This is a genomic window from Kiloniella spongiae, assembly GCF_001026905.1.
Classification (GTDB): Bacteria; Pseudomonadota; Alphaproteobacteria; order Kiloniellales; family Kiloniellaceae; genus Kiloniella; species Kiloniella spongiae.
In genome coordinates this window covers 111,030-123,595 of sequence record NZ_LAQL01000006.1, presented here as the reverse complement: position 1 = coordinate 123,595, position 12,566 = coordinate 111,030, and the positions used below count along the sequence as shown (strand labels likewise).

Genomic DNA, 12,566 nt, shown 5'->3' with positions numbered 1-12,566 from the left:
GTGGATACGTCCATTTTAACGATCTTTGATTTGTGCTTTTAAGTGCTTTACGAGGTTGGAAACACCCGTTTCAATGACATCAAGCATTTCTTCGTAATCCTGAGGTCCACCATAATAGGGGTCTTTGACTTCTTTATCTTCAAGAGGGCTGTGATCCAAAAACATGCTTATTTTATTTTGGTGCTTAGGGTGGCATTTTCTGCAAGCAATTTCCCGATGACCAAAATCCATTGCCAGAATCATATCAAAAGTTTCAAAGTCTTTTGCTGAAATCTGGCGTGCTCTGAGGTCAGAATAATCATAGCCTCTCTTGGCTGCGAGCTTAAGTCCTGTCGTAGTTGGTGGTTCCCCGATGTGATAGCTGTGGGTACCAACTGAATCTGTTGTAATAAAAGCACTTAAGCCGCTTTCTTGCAGTTTGTGGCGCAAGATGCCATCGGCGGCTGGAGAACGACAAATGTTGCCCGTGCAGACAAAGAGAACTTTGTACTTTTCCATCTCTGAACTGTTCCTGTTTAAGGGCTTTAGATTACATTTTGAACTTATAGGGTTTGTAGAGGTTCTTGATAGGAGACCTCGACCTCATAATGAAAACTCAGTCTAATTCTGGATCAGGCTATCTTTACTAGATCGTAAGTTTGATCAACTGTCTAGGTATGATTGTATACAATTTTTGGGTAAAGCAAAAAATAATGGTCATTATTTGGTTCAGCTAATTTTTAAGATATGAGAATCAGTGTTTTGTGGTGAAGAATTTTTTCAAAACACTTCATGCGCGTAATTTTAAAAAAATTCTAAACTTTCGGATTCTATTGAATATTTAGCGAAATCTTGTTGGTAGGTATTAGATAATATAAGTCGTTTTTAGGAAGATTTTCAATTTTGTTTCTCAATTTTTAGTTGAGCTTTGAAAATTGATTTTTAATGATTTTCTATAGTTTTCATCCCGTTAATTTATTTTCGCAGCGTTGACAAAAGTCTCGATTACGGCAACGCTATTGATAGCGACGCATAAAAACAACTGAGAAATCAAGAATCAGGTTTTCCAAGAAGCGGCGCATCTAATACAGGGAGTCCAAAGTGAAGATAAAGAATTTACTGAAAGGTCTGGCTTTTGCCACGGCTGTTTCTGTTTCTGCATTATCGGCGACTGCTACTTATGCTGGAACACCAGATAACGTTCTCGTCATTGCCAATCGTATTGACGATATGACATCTCTTGATCCACATGATCTGTTTGAGTTTGCAGGTACGGATTATGTTAATAACGTTTATGATAAACTCGTAAGTTTTGATCCTAAAAACCTGTCTAAAGGTTACCAACCGGGGTTGGCTGATAGCTGGACGGTTAGTGATGATGGTAAAACCTTTACATTTAAAATTGCCGAGGGTCGAAAGTTCCATTCGGGTAATGATATTACAGCACACGATGCAGCATATTCATTACGCCGAGTAGTTATGTTGAAGAAGACACCGTCTTTTATTCTGACTCAGTTCGGATTTAATGAAGAAAATGTTGAAGCAGCAATCAAGGCAACAGATGATCGTACTCTGGTTGTGACAACAGATGAAAAGTATGCTCCATCTTTTGTATTAAACTGTTTTGCAGCGGCAGTTGCTTCTGTCGTTGATTCAAAACTGGTCCAGTCCAATGAAGTTGATGGTGACTGGGGCAATAAGTGGCTACAAACAAACTCTGCAGGTTCCGGTGCCTATTCTTTGGTTAACTGGAAGCCAAACGAGTCCTACCGTTTGAAAGTGAACGCTGATTACTGGGCTACGAAGCCTGCGATGAAAAGTATTATCGTACGTCATATACCTGAATCTGCGACACAACGGCTTCTTCTGGAAAAGGGTGACGTTGATGTAGCTCGAAATCTTAACCCGACTGATGTTGACGGTATTTCCGGCAATTCTGATTTGGCAGTAGATAACGATCTTCGTGGTCGTATCATGTATATCTCCATGAGTCAGAAAGATCCTATTCTTTCCAAACCTAAAGTTCGTCAAGCTCTGCGATATCTGATTGATTATGAAGGAATGGTAAACTCTTTCCTTAAAGGTCAATATGTTGTTCATCAGGCATTCCTGCCGTTGACCTATATGGGTGAACTTAAAGACAAACCGTTCAATCTGGACATTGAAAAAGGCAAAAAACTTCTTGCTGAAGCTGGCCATGGCGATGGTTTTGATGTGGAAATTATCGTGCGTAATGCGCAAGAACGTATTCAGATTGCACAGTCCATTCAAAATACTTTCAAACAAGCAGGTATTAATGTCAGCCTGACTCAGGGGACTGGTAAGCAAATTCTCGGTAAATATCGCGCACGCGACTTCCAGATTTATGTCGGTGCGTGGGGCCCGGATTATCCTGATCCACATACGAATGCGGATACCTTTGCGTCAAACCCTGATAACAATGGGACGCACGCCGGTAAACTGGCTTGGCGTAATTCATGGGATATTCCTGAAATGACGGCTTTGACCAAAGCTGCGTCTCAGGAAACAGATAGTGTGAAACGTGCCCAAATGTATGTTGATATGCAAAAAGAGCATCAGATGAATTCACCGTTCGTGGAAATGTTCCAGAAAAATGAACAGACTGGTCGTGGTGCTAATGTTAAAGGATTTTACACCGGATCTGCTGTTACAGGCGTTTTTTACTGGACTGTGACAAAGTAGTTTCTGATGAGTGATGCTGTTGATACAGCGACGCCGAAGCGGCGCGGGTCTTCCGTGCCGCTTCTAAAGCGTCTCAAGAGTTTGATCACAGTGCTTTTAACTGTGCTGCTCACCTTAGTTGGCCTTTTGTTTGTTACTTTTATTATTGGCCGTGTCATGCCAGTCGACCCTGTTTTGGCGATTGTCGGCGAACGTGCATCGCAAGAAATTTATGATGCGGCTTACATATCTTTGGGTCTAGACAAACCACTATTGGTTCAGTTTGGGATTTTCTTAAAACAAATTGCCCAAGGGGATTTTGGTATTTCCAACCTGACCGCAAGACCTGTGTCCGAAGATATTGTGCGCGTCTTTCCTGCGACTTTGGAATTAGCAACGGTTGGTACGATCTTTGGCGTGCTCTTTGGGGTTCCCATGGGGGTTATGGCGGCTGTTAACGAAGGGAAATGGCAGGATCAGGTTGTACGTTTTGTTGGTCTTTTTGGTTATTCCATGCCGATTTTCTGGATCGGTCTAGTGGGCTTGATTATTTTCTATGGATTGCTGGATTGGGTCGGTGGTCCGGGGCGTCTTGATGTATATTACGAAGATGTAATCCCAGTTGTGACGGGGTTAATTTTGATCGATAGTTTGATTGAAGGTGACCTTGATATTTTCTGGAATGCTTTCTCTCACATTATTCTCCCTGCTTCCATTCTTGGTTATTATTCGCTTGCTTATATCAGCCGGATGACAAGATCCTTTATGCTTGAGCAACTTTCACAAGAATACATTACAACTGCCCGGGTCAAGGGCCTTTCCGAGCGAACAGTTATCTGGCGACACGCTTTGGGGAATGTGATGATTCCCCTGATAACTGTGATCGCGCTTTCCTATGCAAACCTTTTGGAAGGCTCTGTTCTAACAGAGATTATTTTTGCCTGGCCGGGACTTGGTTCCTATCTGACGACTGCGTTACTTTCTGCTGATATGAATGCGGTTATCGGGGGGACGGTTGTTGTTGGCCTGATTTTCGTGGGGCTCAATCTTCTGTCTGATTTCTTGTATAAAGTTGTTGATCCGAGGGCGCGTTAGGTATGAGCATAGATACAACATCGCACGATCAGGGATTCAAAGGCTGGTTAACCAGCGAGTCCCCTGAATCACGTTTTCATGCCCAGATGGTGCAACTTTACGCCGGCTGGCAGTCTCTTGTGGCAAACCGTCTGGCTTTTCTTGGCTTTATGATCATTGTTCTGTTGGTTTTGGTGGCTATTTTTGCTCCTTTACTCGCAACACATGATCCATCCATTCAGAATTTAAAAACAACACTGCTCCCACCGTTTACAGGTGGACATATCCTTGGAACGGATGATTCTGGGCGTGATATCTGGAGCCGGATTATATACGGATCACGGATCACACTGTTTATCGTTGCGCTGGTTGCTTTTACAGCCCCTGTTTTCGGACTTTTGGTCGGCACAGTTTCTGGTTATCTCGGTGGTTGGGTCGATACCGTGTTGATGCGTATTACGGATATTTTTCTGGCGTTTCCGAGATTGGTCCTTGCGCTTGCTTTTGTTTCAGCATTGGGGGCAGGGATTGAGAATGCAATCCTCGCCATATCCTTAACGGCTTGGCCACCATATGCGCGTATTGCGCGGGCAGAAACACTGACAATTCGTAACAGTGATTATATTGCCGCTATTCAGCTTCAGGGCGCGGGACGATTGCGCATTATTCTGGGGCATATATGGCCCATGTGTATGTCTTCACTAATCGTTCGAGTAACACTGGATATGGCGGGAATTATCCTGACAGCTGCCGGACTTGGTTTCCTCGGCCTTGGGGCGCAGCCGCCAAGTCCGGAATGGGGGGCAATGATTTCATCCGGGCGACAGTTTATTCACGATCACTGGTGGATCGCGACAATGCCGGGACTGGCTATCTTTATTGTTTCTCTTGGATTCAACCTGCTTGGTGATGGTCTGCGCGATATTCTCGATCCAAAGAAGGCACAGTCATGAGTAAAGCACTTTTGGAAGTTGAAGATCTTTGGGTGCGTTTTGCATCCAAAAAGCGCGTTGTTGAGGCTGTGCGAGGGATTTCGTTTTCTGTTGGTCGTGAGCGCGTTGGAATTGTTGGTGAATCAGGTTCCGGTAAATCCATGACGGGACGGTCTATCTTGCGCCTTATCCGTCATCCCGGCCAGGTTGAAGCCAAGAAAATTCACTTTGATGGACAGGATTTACAGGCGCTGAGTGAAAAGGAAATGCGGGATGTCAGAGGACACAAGATCTCTCTGGTTATGCAGGATCCCAAGTTTTCACTGAACCCTGTGATGAAGGTTGGCGATCAGATATCCGAGGCTTATCGCGTTCATACAAATGCATCAAAGACCGAAGCCAAAGAACGATCTATTGAGATGCTAAACGCGGTGCAGATTCGTAACCCCGAACGGGTTTATGATAGCTATCCGCACGAGGTTTCCGGCGGCATGGGGCAACGTATCATGATTGCTATGATGTTGATTCCGGAGCCGGATTTGTTGATTGCAGACGAACCAACATCAGCTTTGGATGTAACTGTTCAACGTCGCGTTTTACAGATTATGGACAAGTTGGTGCAAGAGCGTGGCATGGGATTGATTTTTATCAGTCATGATTTGAACCTCGTCGCATCTTTTTGTGATCGTGTCATCATTATGTATGGTGGTAGAATCGTTGAAACTTGTCGGGCCGACGAGCTCCAGAATGCGAAGCATCCCTATACACGTGGCTTGTTGAACGCCTTGCCGGATATTCATAAGCCAAAAGATCAGCTATCGGTTCTTGAACGTGACCCAAAATGGATAGAGGACCCCAGTGTCGATGCCTTCCTCTAATAATACGATGTTAAAGCAAGAGCCTATTGCTCTGGATATCCAGCACCTGAATGTTTATTTCGGTGAGGGACATGAAAAATTTCGCGCTGTTAAAGATGTCTCCATCTCGGTCGCGGCCGGTGGGTCTTATGGTCTTGTGGGGGAATCCGGGTCCGGTAAATCCACTGTCCTTCGTGCGGTAAGCGGTTTGGTGCCGAGTTGGGACGGAACAGTTGCCGTTAACGGTGAACCGATTAGCAAAAAACGCGAAATGTCCTATTGCCGGACGATACAGATGGTCTTTCAGGATCCCTATGCATCTTTGCACCCCAGGCACAGTATTGACCGAACATTGTCTGAGCCTCTAAGACTTCACAAGTTTGATAATATTGATGATCGGGTGAATCAGGCGCTGGTTGATGTGGGGCTGGGAAGGTCTTTCCGTTTTCGTTATCCTCACCAATTATCAGGTGGGCAACGTCAACGTGTCGCGATTGCTCGTGCCTTGATGCTAGAACCTGATATTTTGCTTTTGGATGAGCCGACATCTGCGCTGGATGTTTCAGTGCAGGCTGAAATTCTCAATCTGCTATCGGATATTCGAAAAACGCGACAATTAACCTATATTCTGGTGACACATGATCTCGCGGTAGTTGCCCATATGTGTGACGAGATAGCGGTTATGAGCCATGGCGAAATCGTTGAGGTTATGGATGTAGAAACAATGCGGGATTCCAAACCTCAGCATGAATATACCCGTGAGCTTCTTGAAGCCAGTGAGGGCTATCAACCGGAAGCGTAATCTGCCGGGAGTAAAATTTCGGTGACGTAAATTTTTAATGCCAAGGCCTTAAGGGCAGATGTTTTTTATGTAACAGGATAATTTAATGTCAGGTTCAATCATTCCGGTATTTGATGGTCATAATGATACACTGCTTCGGCACGTGATGAACGCAGGAACTGCAAAGGAAGTATCCTTTTTTACGGAAAACCAAAAAGGACACATTGATCTGCCAAAGGCACGCAAAGGCGGGTTACAAGGCGGGCTTTTTGCCATGTTTGTGCCTTCAAAATATGACGATAAATCCGGTGTTCCATTTGATCCGGAAGATCCTACCAATTTTGCGCCTATTGATCAGCCCGGCGCACTTAACTTTACCAATCGTATGTTTGCAATGGCCCGCCGTTGGGAGAGAGAAAGCGACGGTCAGGTTGTTATTGCGAGAAGTGTTGCAGAAGCTAGATTAGCGATGTCTGAAGGCAAGCTGGCGATGATTATGCATATCGAAGGGGCAGAGGCTATTGATAAAGACTTCTGCGCTTTGGAGGTTCTTTATGCAGCAGGACTGAGATCTATTGGTCCTGTCTGGAGCCGGAAAAACATCTTTGCCGATGGTGTACCTATGGCCTTTCCAAGCTCTCCTGATACGGGGACTGGTTTGACGGGGATGGGACGCGAGTTGATTGTGAACTGTAATCGTATGGGAGTTATGATTGATCTTTCGCACATAACGGAAAAAGGGTTCTGGGATGTTGCGGGACTATCGTCCAAACCGTTGGTCGCTTCACATTCCAACGTGCATGCCTTGAGCCCCTCCGCACGAAATCTGACAGATAAGCAACTGGATGCGATCAGAGAAAGTCAGGGGCTTGTGGGTATCAATTATCATGTTGCTTTTCTGCGCGAAGACGGGGCGCATGATGTGAATACACCAATGGATGTGCTTGTCCGACATGCTGCTTACCTTGTCGAGAAATTAGGTGAAGACGGTGTAGCGCTTGGGTCCGACTTTGACGGTTGTCTGGTGCCGGATGCCATAAAGGATGCAGCGGGATTGCCCAAGCTTCTTGAGGCCCTTCGCCGCTCGGGATTTGGCGATAAGCTGGTGAAAAAAATTGCTCATGAAAACTGGTTGTCAGTACTTGAACGAACAGGAGTTTAGAAATTTTGTTTCATTGTTTTTGATCGTTTGGGAGGACACATTTTGAACTGGTTAAGTCTTGATCATGTGCAGTTGGCTATTCCTGTCGGGAGTGAGGATCTGTGCCGCACTTTCTATGGCACAGTCCTTGGATGGGACGAGGTTCCAAAGCCTGAAAGCCTGACTGGACGGGGTGGGGTATGGTTTTGTACAGATTCTTTTCGCATTCACCTTGGGGTTGAAAAGGATTTTCGCCCCGCGAAAAAGGCACATCCGGCCTTTCTTCTCGAGGATTTGAATGCCTTGGCTGAAAAAATGTCTGCCCATGATGTGCCAGTTGAATGGGATGATAACTTGGAGGGCTATAATCGGTTTTATGCGGATGATGCTGTAGGTAATCGTCTGGAGTTTATGGAGAAGAAAAACGGGTGAATTTACTTTCGTTTCGAATGTGTAACGAAAGTAAATATCTTATATATTTCATGTGATTAGCCTTGAATATTTTGTTGCTTTGTGCATGATTTACTGATTAACAGTTTTGGATCTCAAGGCTGTACTGTCCCGAGTGAATATACCCGGGGAAAGTTTAACCCGATAAGTAAAGTGATATTGAAAGAGTTGGTGTCTCCACCTTTACATCGTGTGCCTGTTGATATCAGTAGGCTGAAAACCCCACTTAAGAATTTCCTGAAATACTGGGAAGAGAAAAGGGGGGCAGGAGATGTTTTAGGTAAATTACCCCAGAGACTTCCGAGTAAAGAGGACATGGATCCCGTGGATTTTAGAGGGTTGCTGAATAAAGTGATGCTCTTTGAAGTTCTTGATGGCGGGGAAGATTTCAAAATTCGAATTTGCGGTCAGGAAGTCAGAGAAATTTTATCGCTTCCTGTTAAGGGAGAACTTCTAAGCGATTTGGAAAAACAGGGAATTGTTGTCGCGGACATGGACGCATTTCGGTTCGTCATTTCTAGTCGTGAACCCTTGTGTGAAATCAATCGTTCTATGGCTGCAGTGGGACGCCCCTATGTCAATTTTCAGTCCGTCTTAGTTCCGCTTTCAACTGATGGTAATTTGGTTGATTTTTTGATGGGTGCTTATGTGTACGGGGAAAACTGATTTCAACTTTTCGTGCCTGTAAAATGAAATTAATAAAATAGAAAAAGCCGCCAAAAATAAAGGACCCTGAATAAACCACTCCTCCTAAAAAAATCACATGAAGTTGATCCCTGTTGTCTTCCTTTTGGTCATAAAAAACGTATGCTGAAGACTCTTCTATTATTAAGGGGTGGCTTTTATTATGGATGGTTTGGAAAGCCTGTTAAAGGAAGTGCGGGAATGCCGCCATTGTGACAAGAACCTCCCTTTAGGTCCCCGCCCGGTTATTCAGGTTTCACCAAGGGCGAAAATTCTTATTGTTGGACAGGCACCGGGAACAAAAGTGCATGACACAGGTATCCCCTGGAATGATCCTTCTGGCGACCGTTTACGAGAATGGATGGGGATTGAAAAGGACGTTTTCTATAATCCAGAAAAAATTGCGATTATGCCAATGGGCTTTTGTTATCCCGGACGACTTGATAAGGGGGGGGACGCACCCCCGCGCCCGGAATGTGCCCCTTTGTGGCATGATAAGTTGCTTGGCGTATTACCTGACTTGACCGTGACCTTACTCGTTGGTCAATACGCGCAAAAATATTATCTGAGTAAGAAAAAGAAAAAAACGCTGACGGAAACGGTTAAAGCATGGGATGAATATCAACCGGATTATTTTGTTACGCCGCACCCGAGTTGGCGTTCAGCCATATGGCTCAAGAAAAATCAGTGGTTTGAAGATGTTGTGCTGCCCGTACTTCGCAATCGCGTGCAAGAGCTTCTATGAGAGATTTTTCCAAGGTAATTTTCTCTAAGAAAGACTAACCGTTCTGCTTTCCATCTTGTCCATATCATCTTCAGACATGCCAAAATAGTGTCCGATCTCATGGATTAGGACATGGCGGACAACCTGATTGAGATCCTCGCCATTTTCACACCAAAAATCGAGAATAGGGCGACGGAAAAGGAAAACAGTATCCTTTTCTTCGTTCAGTTCTCTACTTTGTTGTGTCATGGACCGACGATCGACACCTTGATAGAGGCCTAAAATTTCGAAAGGTGTTTCACAATCCATTGCTTCCATCATGTATTCTGATGGGAAGTCCTGAACCTCTATTCTTAGTTGACTGGCGACATCTCTGAGCTCATCAGGCATATGCGCATAGGCTTCACGCGCCAGAGATTCTATATCACTGATCTCTGGGGGAGTCGTAAAACGTTCTATGTTATGAAGCTGGCCCATTTTCTCTATCCAGTTAACCAAGGACGGCAATAGGCATAGATTCAAAGGCGCTGTCAATCTTTAAGTCCTGTCAGCGGACCTTGGGAAAATTGAAGATCCTTTTTTCATAATCACCGCTCATCAATGAAATCATTCTATGCTATTGTTAAAAAAAGAACAAATTTCAGTAAAACAGGATTTTCATTATGCCGGAACGTAAAATTCCCACAAAGCTATCTGACAGCGAGCGAGCGAACCTTCTTCAGGAATTGGAAGGATGGACTCTGGAACCTGACCGGGATGCTATTCGCAAGGTTTTTACCTTTAAAACCTTTAATCAGGCTTGGGGTTTTATGAGCAGAGTTGCCCTTGTTGCTGAAAAAATGGGGCATCACCCGGAATGGTTCAATGTTTATAACAAAGTGGATGTCGTTCTGACGACACATGATTGTGATGGTTTGTCGACTTTGGATGTTGAGCTTGCCAAAAAAATGACCCTTTTTGCCGCTAAAGTTTAATTGGCTGGTGGAGATCTATGGGGCTTGTAATGAGTGACTTAGTCTCTCATCTTTGATAAATGAGATTTATTCAACTTCGTAAACCAGACCCGGAAGACGCTGAGCCAGCATTGTTGGCCGCGGATGAGAAGGTTGTTAAAAAGGGCTTTTTGAGGAAGTTAAAAAAAGTCGCTTTAAAAATAACCTTCACAGAAAAGCTTTTGGCCGCATATTTCTGTGCAACTGATCGGAAGACCCCTTTGAAAGCCAAGGCGATCTTGATGGCAGCCTTGGCTTATTTTGTGGTGCCTGCCGACTTAATTCCTGATTTTATTATTGCTTTCGGTTTTACAGATGATATCTCGGTTCTGATCGCAGCCATAAATTCAGTGAAAAAACATATAACCGAAGAGCATGTGGGAAAAGCACAGGTTTGGCTTGATGTGAATGATTAACTTCTTGTTTAGTTGATGTTTTATCCCTTTAGCTGAAATTTCTATCCTGTTTTTGTGTAATTTTAGATATTTTCTAAACCTTTTAGCATACAATGGTATTACAAGCTGAGAATACTCAGGGAAATAGGTATGATTAAAAGGTTGTTGCTCTGTTGTTTTTTTTCCTTTGTTGCGATTGGGAATGTGACCGCGACTGAGTTCTATACAGAAGACTTTCCCCCATACAATTATTTGGAAAATGATGAATTAAGGGGAATTGGGCCGAAAATTATCAAAGGACTGGCGCAGGAGGCTGGGGAAGACCCCAAGATAACAGTTCTTCCTTGGGCCAGAGCGTATAAATATGCGCAGGAAAAGCCTGATGTAGGTATTTTTTCGATCGTCAAAACGCCCAAGAGAGAAGATGTTTTTCAATGGGTGGGTCCGATCTATACCGTTCGTATTGGTCTTTATACAATTACAGAAAACAAGCATCTTTATCAGGGGACAAATGATGAGAACCTGGAAAAGGCGCGAAAGGTCGGTGACATTGCTGTCCAATTAGGTGGTGCAGGTGAAGAGCTATTGACGACCTTAAAATTTCAGAATCTGAACAAGATTGTGAATATTAACAAAGCTTTGTTTTTGTTATTAAAGGGGCGTTACGATTTGTTGGAAACATCGGATACTTACATGGCTTATATGGCGAAGGAAGAAGGTGTTTCCGTTGAGGTGGTGAGTGAAGCAGCTTTTATTGGGCAATATGATATGTATCTGGCTTTTTCTAAAAGCACGCCCGTTGCGACTGTGCAGAAATGGCAAGATGCTTTGGATCGGATACACAAAAGGCAGGCAGCCAAAAATCCAAGCTGATAGAAGGCTGTGTTTATCGATTTATAATATACCTTTATAGCGTGCCTTGTGGGGCGTTACTTGCGGGTTTAACTGTATTTCGGCTTGATAATTGCGCGTCAGCTTTTTTGCGAATGCTTGCTTCCCGCTGTGCAATATAGATTGCTGAAGTTGCGATAATACCACCGCCGATCCAGGTCCAGATATCCGGAATTTCTCCAAAGACCAGAAACGCCATAAGCGCCATAAAGGGAAGACGAGCATAATCAAATGGCATAACAGCGGATGCATCTGCAATAGAGAGTGCTTTGGTGATCAATAAATTGCTAAGGGCACCCAGAATGCCTAATCCAATAACAGCATACCAGATATTGGCGCTTGGCCATTCCCAGACAAAAATAGCAGGCAGGAGTGACAGCAGAGTCATAAAAATAGTTGTGTAGAAAACGGTGACGCTGGATGAGTCTGTTTTGGTAAGGGTTTTAACCAGCATGACCGACCCCGCCATTAATAGTGCGGCTAGAACCGGTAAAAATAAGAGGGGGCTAAAATCTCCAAACCCCGGCCGTACAATAACAAGTACACCAACAAAGCCCATAATGGTGGCGCCCCAACGACGAAGTTTTACATCTTCTTTAAGAATAAGGGCCGCACCAATTGTTGCGAAAAGGGGAACTGTAAAGTTCAAAGCGACGGCCTGAGCCATTGGAAGCCAGCTTACAGAGGCAAACCAGACAAGCATCGCTGAAATACCGACAACAGAACGTAAAAAATGTAATTTAAGGCGCGTAGTTTTGAGTTCTTTAAACCCAATTTTATGCATCCAGGGAAGCATAAAAACAAAGGCAAAGAAGTTGCGGAAAAATGTAACTTCGAACAGAGGCAACTCTTCCGCGGCAATGCGGACAAGCAAATTCATGACTGAAAAGCCAAAAGTCGCAAGAACGACTAAAAGAGCACCTTGTAAAGGTGCTGGTATATTTTTGTAGCGGAACATGAATTCAGATGCCTTGGCGGCTGGAG

At 44.2% G+C, this 12,566-nt stretch carries 15 protein-coding genes; 12 read left to right on the top strand and 3 right to left on the bottom strand.

Going from position 1 to position 12,566, the window contains the following annotated elements; genetic code table 11:
* Positions 1 to 15: 15 nt before the first annotated feature.
* Positions 16 to 498 (bottom strand): low molecular weight protein-tyrosine-phosphatase, encoded by a 483-nt coding sequence (locus WH96_RS09525; protein WP_047763937.1) that lies wholly within the window; start codon positions 496 to 498, stop codon positions 16 to 18.
* A 582-nt stretch (positions 499 to 1,080) separates the two neighbouring features.
* Here WH96_RS09525 and WH96_RS09520 point away from each other — a divergent pair.
* The 9 genes from WH96_RS09520 (at position 1,081) to WH96_RS09480 (ending at position 9,325) form a co-directional block, all read left to right on the top strand.
* Positions 1,081 to 2,682 (top strand): ABC transporter substrate-binding protein, encoded by a 1,602-nt coding sequence (locus WH96_RS09520; protein ID WP_047763936.1) that lies wholly within the window; start codon positions 1,081 to 1,083, stop codon positions 2,680 to 2,682.
* A 6-nt stretch (positions 2,683 to 2,688) separates the two neighbouring features.
* Positions 2,689 to 3,756: an ABC transporter permease gene (locus WH96_RS09515; protein WP_047763935.1), complete on the top strand. Its 1,068-nt coding sequence runs from the start codon at positions 2,689 to 2,691 to the stop codon at positions 3,754 to 3,756.
* A 2-nt stretch (positions 3,757 to 3,758) separates the two neighbouring features.
* Positions 3,759 to 4,688: an ABC transporter permease gene (locus tag WH96_RS09510; protein ID WP_047763934.1), complete on the top strand. Its 930-nt coding sequence runs from the start codon at positions 3,759 to 3,761 to the stop codon at positions 4,686 to 4,688.
* A complete protein-coding gene (locus tag WH96_RS09505; protein ID WP_047763933.1) occupies positions 4,685 to 5,545 on the top strand; it encodes an ABC transporter ATP-binding protein in 861 nt (286 codons plus the stop codon). The genes WH96_RS09510 and WH96_RS09505 overlap by 4 nt, the downstream gene beginning before the upstream one ends.
* On the top strand, positions 5,532 to 6,326 hold the full coding sequence (locus tag WH96_RS09500) for an ABC transporter ATP-binding protein (RefSeq protein ID WP_047763932.1): 795 nt from the start codon (positions 5,532 to 5,534) through the stop codon (positions 6,324 to 6,326). The genes WH96_RS09505 and WH96_RS09500 overlap by 14 nt, the downstream gene beginning before the upstream one ends.
* An 85-nt stretch (positions 6,327 to 6,411) precedes the next feature.
* Complete coding sequence (locus WH96_RS09495) at positions 6,412 to 7,467, top strand: dipeptidase (RefSeq protein WP_047763931.1); 1,056 nt, start codon at positions 6,412 to 6,414, stop codon at positions 7,465 to 7,467.
* 42 nt (positions 7,468 to 7,509) lie between these two features.
* On the top strand, positions 7,510 to 7,878 hold the full coding sequence (locus WH96_RS09490; protein WP_047764234.1) for a VOC family protein: 369 nt from the start codon (positions 7,510 to 7,512) through the stop codon (positions 7,876 to 7,878).
* A 189-nt stretch (positions 7,879 to 8,067) separates the two neighbouring features.
* Positions 8,068 to 8,562: a PAS domain-containing protein gene (locus WH96_RS09485; protein ID WP_047763930.1), complete on the top strand. Its 495-nt coding sequence runs from the start codon at positions 8,068 to 8,070 to the stop codon at positions 8,560 to 8,562.
* Between the two features lie 181 nt (positions 8,563 to 8,743).
* A complete protein-coding gene (locus tag WH96_RS09480) occupies positions 8,744 to 9,325 on the top strand; it encodes a uracil-DNA glycosylase family protein (protein ID WP_047763929.1) in 582 nt (193 codons plus the stop codon).
* Between the two features lie 24 nt (positions 9,326 to 9,349).
* Here the strand turns inward: WH96_RS09480 and WH96_RS09475 are convergent, their stop codons facing one another.
* Positions 9,350 to 9,781: a metallopeptidase family protein gene (locus WH96_RS09475; protein ID WP_047763928.1), complete on the bottom strand. Its 432-nt coding sequence runs from the start codon at positions 9,779 to 9,781 to the stop codon at positions 9,350 to 9,352.
* A 185-nt stretch (positions 9,782 to 9,966) separates the two neighbouring features.
* On the opposite strand from WH96_RS09475, the gene WH96_RS09470 reads away from it, so the two are divergent.
* The 3 genes from WH96_RS09470 (at position 9,967) to WH96_RS09460 (ending at position 11,564) form a co-directional block, all read left to right on the top strand.
* On the top strand, positions 9,967 to 10,278 hold the full coding sequence (locus WH96_RS09470; RefSeq protein WP_047763927.1) for a 4a-hydroxytetrahydrobiopterin dehydratase: 312 nt from the start codon (positions 9,967 to 9,969) through the stop codon (positions 10,276 to 10,278).
* A gap of 59 nt (positions 10,279 to 10,337) precedes the next feature.
* Positions 10,338 to 10,712, top strand: coding sequence for a YkvA family protein (locus tag WH96_RS09465; RefSeq protein ID WP_047763926.1), 375 nt, complete (start codon positions 10,338 to 10,340; stop codon positions 10,710 to 10,712).
* A gap of 129 nt (positions 10,713 to 10,841) precedes the next feature.
* Positions 10,842 to 11,564 (top strand): substrate-binding periplasmic protein, encoded by a 723-nt coding sequence (locus tag WH96_RS09460; RefSeq protein WP_047763925.1) that lies wholly within the window; start codon positions 10,842 to 10,844, stop codon positions 11,562 to 11,564.
* Between the two features lie 34 nt (positions 11,565 to 11,598).
* On the opposite strand, the gene WH96_RS09455 is transcribed toward WH96_RS09460, so the two are convergent.
* Positions 11,599 to 12,540 (bottom strand): DMT family transporter, encoded by a 942-nt coding sequence (locus tag WH96_RS09455; protein WP_047763924.1) that lies wholly within the window; start codon positions 12,538 to 12,540, stop codon positions 11,599 to 11,601.
* Positions 12,541 to 12,566 lie beyond the last annotated feature (26 nt).